Genomic DNA, 17,950 nt, shown 5'->3' with positions numbered 1-17,950 from the left:
GCCCGGGCCTTGGCCGTTTTCGCCCAGCCCGGCGCCGGTGCCCGGTTCGACTGGGGCCTGACCGGGGCGGCGGAACTCGGCCGGGTCTGCGCCGCCCTGGTGGTGGTGGACGTGCTGTCGTTCACCACCGCCGTGGAGGTCGCGGTGAGCCGCGGCATGCGGGTGCACCCGTTCCCGTGGGGCGAGCAGGCCGCCGACTACGCCCGCCGGGTCGGCGCCGTCGCCGCGGTGGGCCGCCGGAGGACGACAGCGGAGCACCCGTGGTCGCTCTCCCCGGCGGCGCTGCGGGCCGCGCCTGCCGTCGCCGACCTGGTGCTGCCGTCGCCGAACGGCTCGGCGATCAGCGCCGCCGCGAGCGCCACCGGCGTGCCGGTGGTCGCGGCCTGCCTGCGCAACGCGCGCGCCGTCGGGCACTGGCTCCGCACCCAGGGGTACGGCTCGACCGACGCTCCCGTGGGTGTCGTGGCGGCCGGGGAACGCTGGCCCGACGGGTCACTGCGGCCGTGCGTGGAGGACCAGCTCGGCGCGGCCTGCGTGCTCGACGCGCTCGCCGGGGTGCCCGGTGGGCTCTCGGTGGAGGCCGCGATGGCGCTGGCCGCGCTCGCCAGCACCCCTGACGTGCCGGCGGCGGTGCGGGGGTGCGTGTCCGGCCGGGAACTCGCCGAGGGTGGCTTCGCCGAGGACGTCGACGTCGCGACCGAGGTCGGCGTCTCCGACGTGGTGCCGGTGCTCCGCCAGGACTACTTCGCCGCCGCCTGAGCCTCCGCTCCCACTGCCCGCTCGACGGGCCGTATCGACAACTGTGGCCGCCCGCGAGCGCGGGCGGCCACAGTCGTGCGTGCTGATTCGGGTCAGTCGTCGAGCCAGTCGAGTCGCCGCCCGCCGCGGTCCCCCTGCGCGTCCGGGCGAGCGCGACCGGCCTGCGCCGGGTCGTTGGGGTAGGCGTTGTCGTAGCCGGCACCGCGCTGCTGCGGCGGCTCCTGGCCGTAACCACCCTGCTGGCCGTAGCCGCCCTGCGGGGACTGGCCGTAACCGTCGCCGTATCCGGCGCCCTGCTGGCCGTATCCGCCCGCCTGGTGTCCGCCGTCGTACCCGCCGCCGGTGTTGCCGTAGCCGCCACCGGCCGGACTGTCGTAGCCACCGGCCGGAGCGTCGCCGTATCCGCCCTGCTGGCGGCCGGCGTCGTAGCCACCGGCCGGGGCGTCGTACCCGCCTGCGGGCGCGCTGTCGTAGCCACCGGCCGGGGCGTCGTACCCGCCTGCGGGCGCGCTGTCGTAGCCACCGGCCGGGGCGTCGCCGTATCCACCGGTGGCCCGGCCACCGCCGTAGCCCGCGTCGCCGTACCCGCCGGCCGGGGCGTCGCCGTAGCCACCGGCGCTGCCGTATCCGCCCGCCGGGGCGTCGCCGTAGCCACCCTGCTGGCGGCCGCTGTCGTAGCCGCCGGTGGGCGCGTTGTCGTAGCCACCCGAGGCGGCGCCGTACCCGCCGCCGGCGCGGTAGCCGTCGCCCTGCTCCGCGCCGCGGCCGTACGCGGCCGGGCCGGACTGGTCGTAGCCGCGATCCTGCTCCGGCTGGTAGGTGCTGGTCGGGTACGGGTCGGCCGCCGGCGCGTACTGGGTGCTGTCGCCGGTGTAACGGCCGGTCGGCTCGTCGAACCGCTCGTTGCCGTACCCGCCGCCCTGGGCCGCGTATCCGGCCGCCCCGGCCGCAGCGCCGGCGGCGTAGTCCGGGCTGCCGTAGCCGGCGCCGGAGGACGGACCGTTGCCGTAACCGCTGCCCGAGGAGGGCGCGGTGCCGTATCCGCCGCCGGAGGCAGGCGCGTCGCCGTAGCCGTTGCCGGCGCCGTAGCCGCCCTGACCGGGCGCGTCGTCGCCGTAGCCGTACCCGGCCTGTCCCGCGCCGACGCCGTACGCCGGTCCGGGCGGCGCGCCGTACGGGTCCGGCGGGACGTCGTCCACGACCGGCCGCTGGAGCATGGTGGGGGCCTCGCTGATCGACGGGCCGCCGACCATCGTCGCGGACGGCCCGGCGCCCATGCCGTTCACCACCCGGGTCTGGTCGTCGGTGCCGTGGTATGCGCCGCGGGCCGCGGGGATCGCACCGGCCGCCGCTGCGCCGCCGGGGCCACCCGGACCGACCGGCCCGCCCGGGCCGTCGCCGTCACCGTCGTCGCCCTCGTTCTTGCGCCGCATGTAGAGCAGCACGATGGTGCCCACACCGACGGCGACGAACAGGCCGCCGAGCAGGATCAGCAGCCAGGAGCCGAAGCCGCCGGAGTCCTCGTTCGCGGTCGGCTGCTGGGCGGCCGGCGCGTCGGTGGCCGGGGTGTCGGTCGCCTCCTCGTCGAGCGGTTCTTCCGACGGCGGGGCGGACTCGCTCGCCGACGGGGTGGCGCTCGGGCTCGCCGACGTCCGCAACTGAATGCTGAGCCGGACGCCGGTCACGGACTGACCGGCGCTCGCGTTGATCGACCTGGCGACCGGCGTGGCGCCGTCGGTCGAGGCGCCCACCTCGATCCGGCCGGGCGCGATCGGGGCGGACTCGGAGCCGCTGAAGCTGAAGTTGCCGTTGCCGCTGGTGTTGGTACGGCGCTCCTTGCCCGCGCTGTCGCGCAGCATGACGAGGGCGCCTTCGATCGGCTCGCCGTCGGCGTTGACCACCTTGCCGGACACCGTCTTGACGGTCTGCGGCTGCTGCGGCTCCTGCGCCTTGCCCCTGACCGTCAGCTGGAAGTTGCCGGTGGCCGGGTCCGACTTGTCCGGCCGCACCTGCACAGTGACGGAGGCATTGGCGTCCTGCGCGTTGTCGCTCGCGCGGATGGTGAGCAGCTGGGTCTTGGGCAGCGGGTTGCCGGGCGAGAAGTTGACCTGGCCGCAGCCCGATGCGCAGCTGACGCCGGACGGCAGGCCGGTCAGGCCGATCTCAGCGTTCTGGTCGCCGTCCTGCGGAGTGACCCGGACGGTGATCGTGGTGTCGCTGCCGGCGTTGACCGTGGCCGATCCCGGCGAGACGCTGACGTCGGCGGCGAGGGCGGGGGTGGCGGGGACGGTGAGCAGGGCGCCGAAGACCAGCGCTACGACCACACCGGCCCGCTGCTTCCAGGCACGTCGGTGTGTTGACACGTCCACCGCCTTCCGGGTCTGATCTCTCCGCCGGCCGCTCGGCCGAGGTTGATCACTCACGGTACGAACAACGCCGTCGGCAACTATGCCTTGTCTGACCGGATCATCTCTACCCAGGGCCGCCGGAGGGCGGCCTTCTGCCGGGTCGTATCGTCCCGTCGTGTCCTCTCCGCACGCTTATTCCGAAGCGGTACTCGCCGCGCTGGCGGCGCTGGACGAGGGGCGTACGCCCGAACGGCCGGTCCTCCGGGAGGCGGTCCGGACCCTCTTGGCTGCCCTCACGGATCGCGCCCCCGGCCGATCGGTGGAGGTGCGCGTCCCACCCTACGGTGCGGTGCAGTGCGTGAGTGGCCCACGACACACCCGGGGCACGCCCCCGAATGTGGTGGAGATGGACCCGCCGACGTGGCTGGCGCTCGCCACCGGACGCCTCGACTGGGCGCGGGCGGTCACCGACGGTCGCGTGCGGGTGTCGGGGAACCGGGCCGACCTCTCCGCGTACCTCCCGATTTAGTTGGCGGGCGACGGCGACACCCCCTCACCCTGAGCGGGGACTCCGTGACTGTCGGTATCGACTGCTGTTCGCGTACACTGAGTGCCGACGACGGTCCCGGCCCATGCGTGCGGAGCTGACCCCCGGCTCCGCCAGGCCAGTCCAGACCCCACTGCGAGGGAGCGGCAGGTGCCCCGAGGCGATGGCCGGCTGAGCCACGACCTTGACCCCCAGCGACCCGGCCCACAGGACGCGTGCGGCGTCTTCGGCGTCTGGGCGCCCGGGGAAGAGGTCGCGAACCTCACCTACTTCGGGCTGTACGCCCTCCAGCACCGCGGCCAGGAGGCCGCGGGCATCGCGGTCAGCGACGGTTCCGGCGTCGTGGTCTACAAGGATCTCGGCCTGGTCGCCCAGGTGTTCGACGAGCCGACACTGGCCAGCCTGCGCGGGCACGTCGCGATCGGGCACGCGCGCTACTCCACCACCGGTGGCTCGACCTGGGAGAACGCCCAGCCGACGATCCGGGCGACCAGCGCCGGCACCACGATCGCGCTGGCGCACAACGGCAACCTGGTGAACACCGCCGAGCTGCAGCGCGAGGCGGCGGTGCGCGGGCTGGACTCCGACGGCTCGACGAACGACACCTCGCTGGTCACCATGCTGCTGGCCAGCCGGCCCGACCTGTCCGTCGAGGCGGCCGCGCTGGAGGTGCTGCCGCAACTGCGCGGCGCGTTCAGCTTCGTCTTCATGGACGAGTCGACGCTCTACGCGGCGCGGGACGCGCACGGCGTACGCCCGCTGGTGCTCGGCCGGCTGGAGCGCGGCTGGGTGGTGGCGAGCGAGACCGCCGCGCTGGACATCGTCGGCGCCAGCGTGGTCCGCGAGGTGGAACCGGGCGAGCTGATCGCCATCGACGAGAACGGGATGCGTTCCAGCCGGTTCGCCTCGCCCGAGCCCAAGGGCTGCCTCTTCGAGTACGTGTACATCGCCCGGCCGGACGCCACCATCGCCGGCCGTAACGTGCACGCCGCACGGGTGCAGATCGGCCGCCAGCTCGCCAAGGAGCACCCGGTCGAGGCCGACCTGGTGATCCCGGTGCCGGAGTCCGGCACCCCGGCCGCGATCGGCTACGCCGAGGAGTCCGGCATCACCTACGGCCAGGGCCTGATGAAGAACCCGTACGTCGGGCGCACCTTCATCCAGCCCTCGCAGACGCTGCGCGCGCTCGGCGTCCGGCTGAAGCTGAACCCGCTGCGGCAGAACGTGCGCGGCAAGCGCCTGGTGGTGGTGGACGACTCGATCGTGCGGGGCACCACCCAGCGGGCGATCGTCCGGTTGCTGCGCGAGGCGGGCGCTCTGGAGGTCCATGTCCGGATCTCCTCGCCGCCGGTGAGCTGGCCCTGCTTCTACGGCATCGACTTCGCCACCCGTGCCGAACTGCTGGCCAACGGGCTGGACAACGAGGGAATCCGGCGCTCGATCGGCGCCGACACGCTCGGGTACGTATCGCTGCCCGGTCTCATCGCCGCGACCGAGCAGCCGAAGAGCCGGCTCTGCCGGGCGTGCTTCGATGGGGAGTACCCGATCGAACTGCCGGCCGGGAACCTGATCGGCAAGCACGTGCTCGAAGGAGTGGGACGCCGGGTCGCCGCCGAGGCTGCCGGGCCGACCGGTCCGCTCGTCGCCACACCGACCCACCACCCGTAGCACCACCGACGCGGGTCCGGCCGCTCCGGGCTCGCGGGAACCACAAAGGGGAGAACCGTGACGCACGTGTCCGAGCGCAGCGGCGCAGGATCCAGCCCGACGGGCGCCGGCGGCGACCGCCAGCCCTGGTCGGCGGGGTCCGGCCGGACGCAGCGCAAACGCTCGGTCTCGTACGCCGACGCCGGGGTGTCGATCGAGGCGGGCGACCGCGCGGTCGAGCTGCTCAAGTCCAAGGTCAAGCAGACCCGGCGCCCCGAGGTCATGGGTGACCTGGGCGGCTTCGCCGGCCTGTTCCGGCTGGACACCAAGAAGTACAAGAACCCGATCCTGGCCTCCTCGACGGACGGCGTGGGCACCAAGCTGGTGATCGCGCAGCAGCTCGACATCCACGACACGGTCGGCATCGACCTGGTCGCCATGGTCGTCGACGACCTGGTCGCCTGCGGCGCCGAGCCGCTGTTCCTGCTCGACTACATCGCCACCGGCGAGGTCGTGCCGGACAAGGTCGCCGAGATCGGCGCCGGCATCGCGGACGGCTGCCGGTACGCCGGCTGCGCGCTGCTGGGTGGCGAGACCGCCGAGCACCCGGGCGTGCTGCGCCCCGACGAGTACGACATCTCCGCCACCGGCGTGGGCGTGGTGGAGGAGAGCGACATCCTCCGCCCGGAGCGGGTGGAGGTGGGCGACGTGGTGATCGCCATGCGTTCCTCCGGCCTGCACTCCAACGGCTACTCCCTGGTGCGGCACGTGCTGCTGGGCGCCGGCCGGATGCGGCTGGACGTGGTGATCGACGACTTCGGCCGCCAGCGGACGCTCGGCGAGGAGCTGCTCACCCCGACCAAGATCTACGCGCAGGACTGCCTCAAGCTGATCGCCGAGGCCGAGGTGCGGGCGCTGGCCCACGTCACCGGCGGCGGCATCCCCGGCAACCTGGTCCGGGTGCTGCCCGAGAACGTCGACGCCGTGGTCAACCGCTCCACCTGGAAGCCGCAGCCGATCTTCGACCTGATCCAGTCCAAGGGCCGGATCGAGGACCCGGAGATGGAGGCGACGTTCAACATGGGCGTCGGCATGTTCGCGATCGTCTCCGCCGAGGACGCCGACCGCGCGCTGGCCACCCTGACCGGCCGGGGCGTGGACGCCTGGCAGGCGGGCGAGATCATCGAGGGGTCCGGCAACGTGCAGATGGTCGGGCAGCACACCCGGGGCTGATCACCCTGCGCCGATCGGCCGGGCACCTGATCGGGGGTTCACCCGAGCGGTTGCCGCGGCCTAGCCTGGAGGTTCGGTTTTCAGGCAGGCGGGGGAGGTGCTGATGGCTGCGCGCACGCCCGAAGGGATGCGGGGCATCGCCGCCGTCCCGTCGTATGTGGTGATGCAGCCGACGACGCTGTGCAACCTCGACTGCGCCTACTGCTACCTCCCCTTCCGTGCGGCCGACAGGCGGATGCCGGTGGCTGTCGCCGAGGCGGTGGCGGCGTCGGTGAACCCGTGGGCGGCGGGCGGTCGTTTCTCCGTCGTCTGGCACGGCGGCGAGCCGCTCGCCGCCGGCCGGGAGCATCTGGCCGCCCTGCTGGCGCCGTTCGGGCCGGACGTCGAGCACCACGTGCAGACGAACGCCACGCTCGTCGACGACGCCTGGTGCGCGTTCTTCGCCGAGCACCGGGTGCGGGTCAGCGTCAGCGTGGACGGGCCACGGGCCCGCAACGCCGAGCGGGTCACCCGGGGCGGACGGCCTGCGTACGACCGGATCGTGGCCGGGGTGGCGGCGCTGCGCCGCCACGGCGTGCCGTTCTCGGCGCTGGCGGTGGTGTCGCGGCCGGAGCCGGGCCTGGCGACCGAGTTGTACGACTACTTCCTCGACCTGGGCTGCGACGTGCTCGGCGTCAACATCGAGGAGACCGAGGGCGTCAACACCCGGACGAACGCCCGGGACGCGGGCGCGGTCACCGGGTTCTGGGCGGAGCTGGTGGCGGCGTGGCGCCGCGATCCCCGGATCCATCTGCGCGAGGTGGAGTGGTCGCTGCGGTACGCGGGCGCGGTCCTGGCCGGCACCGCCGACGACCTGCTGCCTCGCCGTCTCGACCCGATCCCGACGGTCGGGCACGACGGCTCGGTGGTGGTGCTCTCGCCGGAGCTGGCCGGCTTCACCGACCCGCACTACGGCGACTTCGCCAGCGGGAACGTGCTCACCACCCCGCTGGGCGACATCCTCGCCAGCGCGGCCGGCACGCCCTGGGTGGGGGAGTTCCTGACCGGCGTGGAGGCGTGCCGGACGTCCTGCGCGTACTTCGGCTTCTGTGGCGGTGGGCACGCCGCCAACCGCTACTTCGAGCTGGGGCGTTTCGACGGTACGGAGACCGAGCACTGCCGGAACAGCAAGATCCGCCTACTGGAGGGAGTGTTGGAGCATGCCCGAGACCATCAGTGACACCGACCGGGGGGCCGTGGCCGACCGGGTGCGGGACGCCGCTGCGGGGCTTACCGCTCTGCTCCGTGAGGCGGAGGCGGCCCGGCTGCTGCGGGCGGAGGTGTCGGGCGGCGACGGTGCCAACGCGGTCTGCGCGTGGAACCACTTCGAGAACATCCCGACGTTCTACAACTGGAACAACCGGCCACGCTGAGGAGACGGTTCCGCGATCAGGGACCTGTCGGCGAGTCGGGGCGGCACCCCGGCACGGCAGGTCCCTGATCGTCGGTCGTACGCCGGCTCAACAGAGCACATGCGTGAGCACGCGGGGGGTTACCGCGTGCTCAGATGTGACCGGAGGTCAGCGGGTCGGACGAACCCAGGTGTCCGGGTCGTCGTCCGCATGGTCCTCGTCATCGTCGTCGACATACTCTTTGTAGTCGTCGTCGAAGTTGTGCTCAGACTTCCCACTGCCCGCAAGTTCGCGCTGCAAGGCGGTTAGGTCGGTGTTCGGGGAGTGGTACTTCAACTCCCGGGCCACCTTCGTCTGCTTGGCCTTAGCACGGCCGCGCCCCATGGCTCGACCCCCTCGCACAGAATGCGGGGCAGCCCGAAGGCGGGCCCCGATGACGTCAGGCATCTCTCGTGGCTCTTACGGTACATGGGGATGCCATCGTTCGGCACCTCGGGTCACCGTCGACCGGACCTGCGCGTCGCAGTTGTCCAGCCGTCACCAAGTGTACCCGGTAAGGGGTAAGGTCCGGGGCTGGCCGTGACAGCGGACAAATCGGTAAAAAGTAGCCTGAGCGGCAGCGTACCGCGCGGCTCCCCCGAGGGCGGAGGGGGTCGTTCGCCCTCGGGGGTGAGCCTCACCGCAGATGGATCGCGCGCAGCCGGCCGACCTCGGCCATCCGCCGCTCGGCGAGCCGGTCCGCGGCCACCGCCGGCGGCACGCCCTCGTCCTCGGCCAGCTGGAGGATCTGCCGGGTGGTGTCGAAGATCCGGGTGGCCCGCAGCTTGGCGCGCTCGAAGTTGAAGCCCTCGATCTCGTCCGCCACCTGGATCACGCCGCCCGCGTTCACCACGTAGTCCGGGGTGTAGAGGATGCCCCGGTCGGCGAGCACCTTCTCGATGCCCGAGTGGGCGAGCTGGTTGTTCGCGGCCCCGGTGACCACCTTCGCCCGCAGCACCGGCACGGTCTCGTCGTTCAGCGCGCCGCCGAGCGCGCACGGGGCGTACACGTCGATGTCGGAGGCGACGAGCGCCGCGGTGTCGTCGACCAGGGTGACCTGCGGGTGGGTGGTGCGCGCCCACTCCAGGGCGCGCGGGCTCACGTCGGTCGCCACCACCTCGGCGCCGTCGTCGAGCAGGTGGGCGGTCAGGTACTTGCCGACCTTGCCCAGCCCGGACACGCCGACCCGTCGGCCGGCCAGCGTCGGGCTGCCCCAGACGTGCTCGGCGGCGGCCCGCATGCCCTGGAAGACGCCCCACGCCGTGAGGATCGAGGAGTCGCCGGCGCCGCCGTGCTCGACGCTGCGGCCGGTGACGTACCGGGTCTCGCGCGCGATCACGTCCATGTCCGCGACGTACGTGCCGACGTCGCAGGCGGTGTAGTAGCGGCCGTTGAGCGACTCGACGAAGCGGCCGTACGCGCGCAGCAGCGCCTCGCTCTTGATCTGCTCGGGGTCGCCCCAGATGACCGCCTTGCCGCCACCGAGGTCGAGGTTCGCCAGGGCGTTCTTGTACGCCATGCCGCGCGAGAGGTCGAGCACGTCGGCGAGGGCGTCCTCCTCCGTCGCGTACGGGTAGAACCGGGTGCCGCCGAGCGCGGGGCCCAGCGCGGTGGAGTAGATCCCGATGATCGCCTTCAGGCCGGACTGCTTGTCCTGGCAGAACACGACCTGCTCATGCCCCGTGGAAACGGGGTCGTCGGTGCTGGCGAATACGCCCATGGCTGACTCCTGTGTCGGTGAGCGCCCTTGTGGGGAGCGGAACCTGGTGGCACGCCGGCGGGATGGTGCCGGTGTCTCTGAGCCTAATATCGGCCGGGTCCGTACTGTCGCGCACGTCACGCCACGGGCTTGCGGGCGGCGACGGAGGGTCCCGTCTCGTGGGAGGATCGCGCCGTGCCGTCGCTCTTCGCTTCATACCTGCGCGTGTACGAGCCGTTGACCGCCTTCGACCGGGACCGGCAGTCGTACTGGCGCCGGTACGTCAGCGAAGGCCGGGCGATCGCCCCGCTGGAGGGGCCGGTACGACAACGGACCGCAGTGATCGAGGCGCTGGGCGCGGGCTGGACCCGGTTGCCCGACCTGCCCGACGAGGCGTACGTCCTGGAGTCGGACGACTCGTTGCTGGTCTGCCCCTGGAACCTGCGTATCCGGGTCGCCGAGGCGGCGCTGAGCGCCCGCGACGGCGTGCCCTCGGTGCTGGCCGACGCGTTCGTGCCGCCGGTGCTCGCCGGGCAGGCCAAGGCCGTGGTGGAGGACTGGCGCAGCGGCGCCCGGGTGCTGGAGCACGGTGTGCCCCGGGTGCACGAGCAGATCGCCACCTGGGGCGTGCCGCTGCGCTGGTTCGTGCTGTTCGAAGCCGGCGAGCGGCACCTGGTCACCGAGCCGGAGCGGCGCGCGCTGCGCTACCGCACCGAGATCTCCAAGGCGCGCCGCCGGGCGTCGCGGGCGCTGTCGGTGCTGCGCAAGTCGATCGGCGAGGCGCCGATCACCGAGGCGGTCGAGGAGGCCGCCCGGTGGCTGGAGGAGTTCCATCCCCGCTCGGTGGTCGAGCTGGACTACGGCGGCCTGGTGCAACTGCTGCCGGACGAGACACTCGAGGCCGACGACTCGACCGATCTGGTGGCCACCGGACTGTCCGGACTGGGCCGGGGCGAGGCGGAGGAGGCGTCCGCCGCGTACGACAAGCTGGTCGCCCGCTGGCGCGCGGTGCAGCTGCTGGAGCGCTGCAACTGACGCCCGGTTTGCCCATCTAAGTGGCCTTAGACACGAGAGTGTCTCGTAGTTGATGCGTCACGACCCGTGATCATGAGTCCGAATAAGGTAGTTTCTGCGGCATAAAAGTCGTAAAAATCGGGCATGCTTCATCCGTCCGTCTAGGGACCTTCAGCCGTTCGGCCCATGTCGGACATCGGGGACTAGCCGGACCATGGGAGACGCGTCGGCCGGCGGGACCCCGGCCGATGTCTATACATGTGGAGGAGTGACCCCGATGGCATCGCGAACGCACGAACCTGAGCCGCTACTCACACCGGCCGAGGTGGCGTCGATGTTCCGTGTCGACCCGAAAACGGTGACCCGGTGGGCCAAGGCTGGCAAGCTCAGCGCCATCCGGACCCTCGGCGGTCACCGCCGCTACCGTGAGTCAGAGGTTCGGGCCCTGTTGCAGGGGCAGATCCCCCAGCAGCGCCAGGGAGACTGACGAACCGGCAGTCTCCGGCGTTCCCGATTAAGGGCGGTGCCGTCGCGGCGCCGCCCTTAATCGTGTCCGGGCTCAATCGTGTCCGGGGGCCGCGCCGTCCAGCACGATCCGCAGGCCCACAGTGCCCCCCTCGCCCCGGCGCAGCCGGCTGCCCAGCAGGCTCAGCCGCCCGATCAGCCGGTACTTCTGCTTGAGCAGGCCCCGCACCCGCCGGGTGCTCTCCGGACCGGCGATCGTCGCGTGTCCCGGCACGGCCTCGCCGTGCGGCCGCCCGCGCACGTCGCACGGCGCCACAGTGACCCGGCCGTCGCGCCGGATCCGCTTCACCTTGCCGGAGTCGGACACCGTCCACACCGCCAGCGAGTCACCGTCGCGCACCGCCCACACCGGTGTCGCCACCGCCCGGCCGTCCTTGCGGAACGTGGTGAGCAGGACGTACTTCTCCGCCGCCAGGCGGTCCAGGTCGGTCACGCCGCCCAGGATACGGCGGCGACAGCCCGGCCGAGCACGGATAGCGTGCTCACATGACCGGGGAACCCGAGATCGGCGACGTGTTCGGTGAGATGATCCGCGACGCGTACGCGGTCGCCACCGGGATCGGACCCCGGCCGATGGCCGGTGGACGCCTGCCCCGCCCGGTCATCGAGATCATCGAACGGGACGACGGGCTGATCAACGGCGCGCCCGCCGGGCACTACCTGGACCCGCCGCAGCTGTGGCAGCCGCACGACCACCGGGCCGTGGACCGGGTACGCGGGCACGTGCTCGACGTCGGCGTCGGCGCCGGACGGATCGCGCTGGAACTGCAGGAGCGTGGCGTGCCGGTCACCGGCCTGGACACCTCGCTGGGCGCGCTGCGGGTCAGCCGGCACCGGGGCGTACGCGACCTCGTCCACGGCACCGTCGACGAGCACGCCGCCGACGGACCGCGCTACGACACGTTCCTGCTGCTCGGCAACAACCTCGGGCTGTTCGAAGGGCGGGAACGGGCACCCGCGATGCTGGCCGCGCTCGCCGCCCTGGCGCGCCCTGGCGCCCGGGTGATCGCCCACGGCACCGACCCGTACGGCACCACCGACCCGGTGCACACCGCCTACCACGAGCGCAACCGGCAGCGGGGCCGGCTGGGCGGGCAACTGCGGCTGCGGCTGCGCTACCGGCTGCTCGGCACCGGGTGGTTCGACTACCTGGTCTGCTCGCCCGAGGAGTTCGCCGAGCTGGTCCACGGCTCACCGTGGCGACTGGCCGACGTGGACGACACCGACCACCCGTACTACCTCGCCACCCTGGCGCTGCGGCGTTAGGAAGGGCCCCTTTCAAGCGCCTACGCGTTAAGAAGGGGCCCTTCCTTACATGCTCAGACCTGGACGGTGGGGGTGGTCTGCTCCGGGGGCAGGCCGCCGTCGCCGTCGACCACCTCGTCCGGCGTGCCGTCCTCGTCGATGTCCACCATGGTGATGTCCACCTTGCCGTCACCGTCGGTGTCGAACTGGAACAGGTCGGCCTTGCCGTCGCCGTCGGTGTCCACCACCCACACGTCGGTCTTGCCGTCGTTGTTGGTGTCCGCGCGGAGCAGGTCCACCCGCTCGTCGCCGCGGGTCTCGACCGTCTCGGTGTTCTCCGCGCTCTCCGGTGCCTGGCTCATCTCGTTCCTTCCTTCGGCGTTGACGGCCGTCCTTACCCCGTCCGCTCCGCCCCCACTCATCCCGGCGGCCCGGCCCTGCATAGGGTCGCATGCAGGAACGAGCGAGCGGACGGGCCCGGCGGCGGAGACCCCGCGCGCCCCCGCCGCGGCGAGGGGACATCGATGAGTGGTCGTTTTGTGGTCGTCGGGGCCGGCACCATGGGCCTCGGCATCGCGTACGTGGCGGCCGGCGCCGGGTACGCGGTCGAACTGGTCGAGGTCGACCCCGCCCGGGGCGCCGAGGCCGTCCGCCGGCTCGGCGAGCTGTGGGACCGGGGCGTGCAGCGCGGCAAGCTGACCGAGGAGGCCGCCACCGCCAACCGCGGGCGCGTCACGTTGCGGGCCGGGCTCACCGAGGTGCCCGAGGGCGCCGACGTGATCGTGGAGGCGGTGCCCGAGCGGCTCGACCTGAAGCGCGTCGTGCTGCGCGAGGCGGAGAGCCGCCGGCCGGTGCTGCTGGGCAGCAACACCTCCAGCATCGCCATCGCCGAACTGGCCGCCGGGCTGGACCGCCCGGCCGACTTCGTCGGGCTGCACTTCTTCAACCCGGTCTGGGCGATGGCGCTGCTGGAGGTCGTGGTCGGCCCGGCCACCGCGCCGCAGACCACCGAGGCGGCCGTCGCGCTCGCCGCCCGGCTGGGCAAGGACCCCGTCGTCGTACGCGACATGCCCGGCTTCGCCACCTCCCGGCTCGGCGTCACGCTCGGCCTGGAGGCGATCCGGATGGTGGCCGACGAGGTGGCGAGCCCGGCCGACATCGACAAGGCGATGGTGCTCGGCTACCGGCATCCGATCGGCCCGCTGGAGCTGACCGACCTGGTCGGGCTGGACGTGCGGCTCGACATCGCGCGGACGCTCCAGGCCGCGTACGGGGACCGCTTCGCGCCGCCGCCGCTACTGGTCGAGATGGTGGCCGCCGGGAAGCTGGGCAAGAAGTCCGGGCAGGGCTTCTACACGTGGAAGGACGGCGTGAAGAAATGAGTGGGCTGCGGATCGAGGAGCTGCCGGACCGGCTGGTGGTCACGCTGGACCGGCCGGAGAAACGCAACGCGATCGACGCCGACCTGGTGGCCGAGCTGCACGCGGTCTGCGCCGACCTGGAGGCGCGCCCCCGGCTGCTGCTGCTCACCGGCGGGACGGCGGGGATCTTCGCCGGGGGCGCGGACATCGCCCAGCTCAAGGAACGCGGCCGGTTCGACGCGCTGGCCGCCATCAACCAGGGCGTCTTCGCCCGCATCCGGGCGCTCCCGATGCCCACTGTGGCCGCCGTCGACGGGCCGGCGCTGGGCGGCGGCGCCGAACTGGCGTACGCCTGCGATCTGCGGGTGTGCACGGAGCGCGCGGTTTTCGGCCAGCCCGAGGTGCGGCTGGGCATCCTGGCCGGCGCGGGCGCGACCTACCGGCTGCCGGCGCTGATCGGTGAGGCCCGCGCCAAGGAACTGCTGTTCACCGGGCGGCGGGTGGAGGCCGCGGAGGCGCTGCGGATCGGGCTGGTGAACCGGGTGGTGGCCGACCCGGAGGAGCTGCTGCCCACCGCGCACGGCCTGCTCGACGAGATGGCGAAGGGCTCCGCGCTGGCCCTGCGGCTGACCAAGCTGGCGGTGGACGCCCCGGCGGCCGCGCACCCGCAGCTCGACCTGCTCAGCCAGGCGGTGCTCTTCGAGGACGAGGAGAAGCACCGGCGGATGACCGAGTTCCTGGACCGGCGCAAGGCGCGCTGAGCCGGATACGACGACGAGGGCCGCGCCGGTGTTCCCGGCGCGGCCCTCGTCGTCGGCGCTTCTCAGCGTCTGATCTGGACTCCGGCGTCGGCCAGCGCCGGGATCGCCGGCGCGGACTCGGCGAAGCCGATGAGCAGCAGCGCCTCCGGCCCGTACGCCTTGATCTCCTGGGCGATGCCGGAGAAGTCGACGGGGGTCTTCGGGTCCTCCGGCGGCTCGTAGGTCAGCAGCTTGACCCGGTCCGCGCCGATGCCTGCCTTCTCCAGCTCCGAGCGGACGTTCTCCTGGAGGCCCTCGCCGTAGGAGTCCTTACGGGCCAGGATCGCGATCTTGCGCGGCCCGTCCCGGAGCATCACGTCGGCCAGCGCGCGACCCTGGAGGCTGTCCGGCGGGGCGGTACGGAAGTAGAGGCCCTTGTCGTCCACCTCGCTCAGCCCCGCGTCGGTGTTCGACGGCGAGAACAGGATCCGCCCGGCGGCCACCACGTCCGGCAGCACCGCCCGGGAGATGCCGGATCCGCCCGCGCCGATGATGACCTGGACGCCCTCCTGGACGTGCGAGGCGACGGTGGCCTTGGCGACCGCCGGGTTGGTGCCGTCGTCGCCCTCGATCCACCTCACCGGCTCGCCGAGCACACCACCGGCGGCGTTGACCTCGCGGAGCGCGAGCGCGGCGCCGGCGGCCAGCGGCGGGTACGCCAGCGCCAGGTCACCGGTCTTCGGCAGGAGGCCGCCGAGGACCAGCGGCGCGTCCTTCGCCTTCCCGTCGCGCAGCTTGCGACCACGCGGCGGCGTCTTGCTGCTCGCCCCGGACTCCTCACCGGCGCCGACGAACTCGGTCTTGCTGTCGTCGATCTTCTGGTTGTCGAAGTGCATGGTGCCGTAGCTCGCGGTGGCCGGCTCGCCGTTGTCGGTGAACCCGGCACGGGTGAGCGACACGCCCCGGTACTCGATGTCCTGACCGGCGCGGGCGAGCTGAAGGCAGGCCGCCACGTCGTCACAGCGTTCGCCGCCGGTGGTCACCCCGACGATCTGCTTGGCGATCTCGGCCGGCGCGGTGGTGCCGGCGAGCTGGGCGGCCAGCGCGCTGATCACGACCGCGTCGTAGGACTCGGCTGAGTAGAGGAAGTCACCCAGCTTCGCGTCTACGGCGAGTAGTCGTTCCTTGAAGCTCTCGGGCAGCGGAGTGAGGGGCGTGGTGCCCTTCATCCCGTTCACCAGATCCGCCCGATCCTTCAGCTCGGCTGGGTATGAATTGAGCATGTTGCCGTCGGTGCCGTAGAGGCGCACCTGGGTGGCGGGCGCTTCTTCCGGCTCGTCGCTCCCGCAGGCGCTCGTGGCGAGCAGGAGCGCCGCGCAGGCCATGGACAGGGCCGCGCGCGACGTGCGTGTTCTCAGCATGGTCGTCCTTCCTCCGGCGAAGGTCCGCTGCGCACCTTAGCGTGCCCACGCGGCAGACGGGACTGTGGAGTCGGCTGCGTCGGCACCCGGACTGCGGGTGTCACTCTCCGTGTTCATCGAGCGATTTCCGGGTCACGGCTTGACCCCCGGCGCTACTGTTCCGCGGGTGAACGACGAAGCACAGCAGACGCTGGACGACGCGACCGCCGTGCTCCGTTCCGCCCTGGCCGGCGACGGCGCCGGGGTGGTGGGCATGTTCGACGCGGTGGTGGACCGCTCCGGCCTGGCCGGCGCGTACGGGGTGGCCTGGTGCCTGGCCGCCACCATGCTCGGCGACGACGCGCCGGCCGGCGGCGCCGCCCTCGACTTCCCCGGCATCGACCAGGCCGACTACGACACCCGCTGGGTGGCCCGTTTCGTCAGCGCGTGCGCCAACGACGACGCCGACACCGGCGAGGCGCTGTTCGGCGCGGCGGCCGCCGACGGGCTGCTGCCCGACTGCCTGCTCACCCTCGCCGGCTCGACAATCGCCACGCTGCGCAGCCGGTCCGACTGAGCCCGCCGTGCCGCGTCGCGCCCCGGCTGTGATAGCTCTGGGTCATGTCCGAGGCGATGCTCAGCAAGGTGCGCAAGCTGCTCGCCCAGGCCGAGGACCCGGCCTGCACGCCCGCCGAGTCGGCCGCGTTCATGGCCAAGGCCACCGAGCTGATCGCCCGTTACGGCGTCGACCGGGCGCTGCTCGCCGCCCGCGACCCGGCCGTCGACCCGGTCGGCGACCGGACGGTCGAGGTGGTCGCGCCGTACGCCCGGGACAAGGCCGGACTGCTGGCGGCCGTCGCCGAACCGTTGCGCTGCCGCTGCGTACGCCGACGGCAGGGCAACGGCTTCGCCATGCACCTGTTCGGCTTCGCCAGCGACCTGGAACGCGTCGAGCTGCTGTTCACGTCGCTGCTGGTGCAGGCCGCGCACGGACTGGTGAGGGCCGCCGTGCCGGACGGGGAGCACCCGGCCGCGTTCCGGCGTACCTGGCTGGCCGGCTTCGCGTACGTCGTCGCGGAACGACTGCGCGCAGCGGAGAACAAGGCGGTGGCGGAGTCGGGCGGTCCCTCGACGGCCCTGGTGCTCGCCGACCGCTCCGACCGGGTCCAGCGCCGAGTCGCCGAGGCGTACCCCAGGTTGCGCACCGCGCCGCGACGGCGCCTCGCGGGCGGTGGTTTCGGACCGGGCGCGGCCGCCGGCCGCCGCGCCGACCTCGGCGGCACCGGCGTGGCCGGCGCCGGAGCGACCCCGGGCATCGCCGGCTGATCCGGACCCACCCGGCGGGTACGGGTCAGGTGGTGCGGGCGACTGTCGCCAGGTAGCGGCAGAGCAACTCGTGCCAGCCGGCCGTGAGCGCCTCGCGGTAGCCCTCGGCTGCGGTGCCGTGCCGGTCGAAGTAGCGGTGCTCGACGTCCACCCGGGTCAGCTCCGGGCCCTCGGGGTGGAACAGGACCTCCACCTCGCTGGCGCCGGCCGGGTCCGGCACCGGCACCCGGTCCGGGCCGATCTGCCAGGTGAAGACCAGACGCCGGGGCGGATCCCAGGTCAGCACGCGGCCCCAGTCGTTGCGGAAGCCGTACGGACCGATCTCGTAGAGCATGCCGCCGGCCCGGGGTTCGATGCCGAGCGCGGCGAGCGCCTGCGGGCCGGACCAGGTGTACTCGCGTACCCACCAGTCGGCGAGCGATCCGGTGAACACGGCGTATGCCCGCTCGGCCGACGCCGGGACGAACAGGTTGCTGCGGAGGGAGAAGCGGTCGGATTCCTGCCGGACCTCATCCGGATCGGCCATCTCCTGTCCCATAGGTCCGGACCATACCGGCTCATGTCCCGGTGCGCAGCTTCCGTTGCGCCCGCTTCCGGACACCGGGAAAGCCGCTTCACGACAGCGCTGAGTGGCGGGACAGGCGCGCTGCGCAAGGTGCGGCGACGCTTCGGGGAG

Annotated in this window: 20 protein-coding genes; 13 read left to right on the top strand and 7 right to left on the bottom strand. The window is 72.7% G+C overall.

All coding sequences use genetic code 11. The features are described from left to right. The first annotated feature begins 9 nt into the window (after window positions 1–9). Complete coding sequence (locus tag AMK25_RS04250; RefSeq protein ID WP_073827078.1) at window positions 10–759, top strand: 2-phosphosulfolactate phosphatase; 750 nt, start codon at window positions 10–12, stop codon at window positions 757–759. A 92-nt stretch (window positions 760–851) separates the two neighbouring features. Here the strand turns inward: AMK25_RS04250 and AMK25_RS04245 are convergent, their stop codons facing one another. Further along, entirely contained in the window at window positions 852–3,122 is a 2,271-nt protein-coding gene (locus tag AMK25_RS04245) for a carboxypeptidase-like regulatory domain-containing protein (protein WP_073827077.1), read from the bottom strand. 160 nt (window positions 3,123–3,282) lie between these two features. Here AMK25_RS04245 and AMK25_RS04240 point away from each other — a divergent pair, with 160 nt between their 5' ends. From AMK25_RS04240 to amcA, 5 genes are all read left to right on the top strand, one after another. Further along, on the top strand, window positions 3,283–3,636 hold the full coding sequence (locus tag AMK25_RS04240; protein ID WP_043327538.1) for a sterol carrier family protein: 354 nt from the start codon (window positions 3,283–3,285) through the stop codon (window positions 3,634–3,636). A 168-nt stretch (window positions 3,637–3,804) separates the two neighbouring features. Continuing rightward, window positions 3,805–5,322: an amidophosphoribosyltransferase gene (gene purF, locus AMK25_RS04235; RefSeq protein WP_073826745.1), complete on the top strand. Its 1,518-nt coding sequence runs from the start codon at window positions 3,805–3,807 to the stop codon at window positions 5,320–5,322. 57 nt (window positions 5,323–5,379) lie between these two features. Beyond that, window positions 5,380–6,534 carry a phosphoribosylformylglycinamidine cyclo-ligase gene (gene purM / locus AMK25_RS04230; protein WP_073826742.1) on the top strand — a complete coding sequence of 385 codons (1,155 nt, stop codon included), beginning with the start codon at window positions 5,380–5,382 and terminating at the stop codon, window positions 6,532–6,534. A gap of 127 nt (window positions 6,535–6,661) precedes the next feature. Next, window positions 6,662–7,753, top strand: coding sequence for a cyclophane-forming radical SAM peptide maturase AmcB (gene amcB / locus AMK25_RS04225; protein ID WP_198937444.1), 1,092 nt, complete (start codon window positions 6,662–6,664; stop codon window positions 7,751–7,753). After that, window positions 7,734–7,946, top strand: a complete 213-nt coding sequence (gene amcA, locus AMK25_RS04220) for a multiple cyclophane-containing RiPP AmcA (protein WP_030500600.1) — start codon at window positions 7,734–7,736, stop codon at window positions 7,944–7,946. The genes amcB and amcA overlap by 20 nt, the downstream gene beginning before the upstream one ends. A 147-nt stretch (window positions 7,947–8,093) precedes the next feature. On the opposite strand, the gene AMK25_RS04215 is transcribed toward amcA, so the two are convergent. Further along, window positions 8,094–8,309: a DUF3073 domain-containing protein gene (locus tag AMK25_RS04215; RefSeq protein WP_073826739.1), complete on the bottom strand. Its 216-nt coding sequence runs from the start codon at window positions 8,307–8,309 to the stop codon at window positions 8,094–8,096. 292 nt (window positions 8,310–8,601) lie between these two features. Continuing rightward, window positions 8,602–9,684 carry a Glu/Leu/Phe/Val family dehydrogenase gene (locus AMK25_RS04210; RefSeq protein ID WP_073826736.1) on the bottom strand — a complete coding sequence of 361 codons (1,083 nt, stop codon included), beginning with the start codon at window positions 9,682–9,684 and terminating at the stop codon, window positions 8,602–8,604. 174 nt (window positions 9,685–9,858) lie between these two features. On the opposite strand from AMK25_RS04210, the gene AMK25_RS04205 reads away from it, so the two are divergent. Then, window positions 9,859–10,698, top strand: coding sequence for a hypothetical protein (locus tag AMK25_RS04205; protein WP_030500602.1), 840 nt, complete (start codon window positions 9,859–9,861; stop codon window positions 10,696–10,698). 256 nt (window positions 10,699–10,954) lie between these two features. Further along, window positions 10,955–11,164 (top strand): BldC family transcriptional regulator, encoded by a 210-nt coding sequence (locus AMK25_RS04200; protein ID WP_007073996.1) that lies wholly within the window; start codon window positions 10,955–10,957, stop codon window positions 11,162–11,164. Window positions 11,165–11,236: 72 nt separating this feature from the next. Here AMK25_RS04200 and AMK25_RS04195 read toward each other — a convergent pair whose 3' ends face one another. Continuing rightward, entirely contained in the window at window positions 11,237–11,635 is a 399-nt protein-coding gene (locus AMK25_RS04195) for a PPOX class F420-dependent oxidoreductase (RefSeq protein WP_073826733.1), read from the bottom strand. Window positions 11,636–11,688: 53 nt separating this feature from the next. On the opposite strand from AMK25_RS04195, the gene AMK25_RS04190 reads away from it, so the two are divergent. Then, the gene (locus tag AMK25_RS04190; RefSeq protein ID WP_073826731.1) at window positions 11,689–12,468 is read left to right on the top strand and encodes a class I SAM-dependent methyltransferase; all 780 of its coding nucleotides are present in this window, start codon (window positions 11,689–11,691) and stop codon (window positions 12,466–12,468) included. Window positions 12,469–12,521: 53 nt separating this feature from the next. On the opposite strand, the gene AMK25_RS04185 is transcribed toward AMK25_RS04190, so the two are convergent. Next, window positions 12,522–12,809: a hypothetical protein gene (locus AMK25_RS04185; protein WP_043327533.1), complete on the bottom strand. Its 288-nt coding sequence runs from the start codon at window positions 12,807–12,809 to the stop codon at window positions 12,522–12,524. Between the two features lie 162 nt (window positions 12,810–12,971). On the opposite strand from AMK25_RS04185, the gene AMK25_RS04180 reads away from it, so the two are divergent. Continuing rightward, window positions 12,972–13,829, top strand: coding sequence for a 3-hydroxyacyl-CoA dehydrogenase family protein (locus tag AMK25_RS04180; RefSeq protein ID WP_073826728.1), 858 nt, complete (start codon window positions 12,972–12,974; stop codon window positions 13,827–13,829). Beyond that, window positions 13,826–14,569 carry an enoyl-CoA hydratase/isomerase family protein gene (locus AMK25_RS04175; protein ID WP_073826725.1) on the top strand — a complete coding sequence of 248 codons (744 nt, stop codon included), beginning with the start codon at window positions 13,826–13,828 and terminating at the stop codon, window positions 14,567–14,569. Before AMK25_RS04180 ends, AMK25_RS04175 begins: the two co-directional genes overlap by 4 nt. A gap of 62 nt (window positions 14,570–14,631) precedes the next feature. Here AMK25_RS04175 and AMK25_RS04170 read toward each other — a convergent pair whose 3' ends face one another. Further along, window positions 14,632–15,969, bottom strand: coding sequence for an ABC transporter substrate-binding protein (locus AMK25_RS04170; protein ID WP_073826723.1), 1,338 nt, complete (start codon window positions 15,967–15,969; stop codon window positions 14,632–14,634). A 166-nt stretch (window positions 15,970–16,135) separates the two neighbouring features. Between AMK25_RS04170 and AMK25_RS04165 the strand changes: the two genes are divergently transcribed. Next, a complete protein-coding gene (locus AMK25_RS04165) occupies window positions 16,136–16,525 on the top strand; it encodes a hypothetical protein (protein WP_073826720.1) in 390 nt (129 codons plus the stop codon). Between the two features lie 44 nt (window positions 16,526–16,569). After that, complete coding sequence (locus AMK25_RS04160; RefSeq protein ID WP_073826717.1) at window positions 16,570–17,274, top strand: DUF2786 domain-containing protein; 705 nt, start codon at window positions 16,570–16,572, stop codon at window positions 17,272–17,274. Between the two features lie 25 nt (window positions 17,275–17,299). Here the strand turns inward: AMK25_RS04160 and AMK25_RS04155 are convergent, their stop codons facing one another. Further along, the gene (locus tag AMK25_RS04155) at window positions 17,300–17,812 is read right to left on the bottom strand and encodes an SRPBCC family protein (protein ID WP_073826715.1); all 513 of its coding nucleotides are present in this window, start codon (window positions 17,810–17,812) and stop codon (window positions 17,300–17,302) included. Window positions 17,813–17,950: the final 138 nt, after the last annotated feature.

Origin of the sequence: Micromonospora sp. TSRI0369 (assembly GCF_001905625.1) — a bacterium.
Classification (GTDB): Bacteria; Actinomycetota; Actinomycetes; order Mycobacteriales; family Micromonosporaceae; genus Micromonospora; species Micromonospora echinospora_A.
The sequence above is the reverse complement of the archived record's forward strand: the minus strand, read 5'-3'. Positions and strand labels throughout refer to the sequence as shown.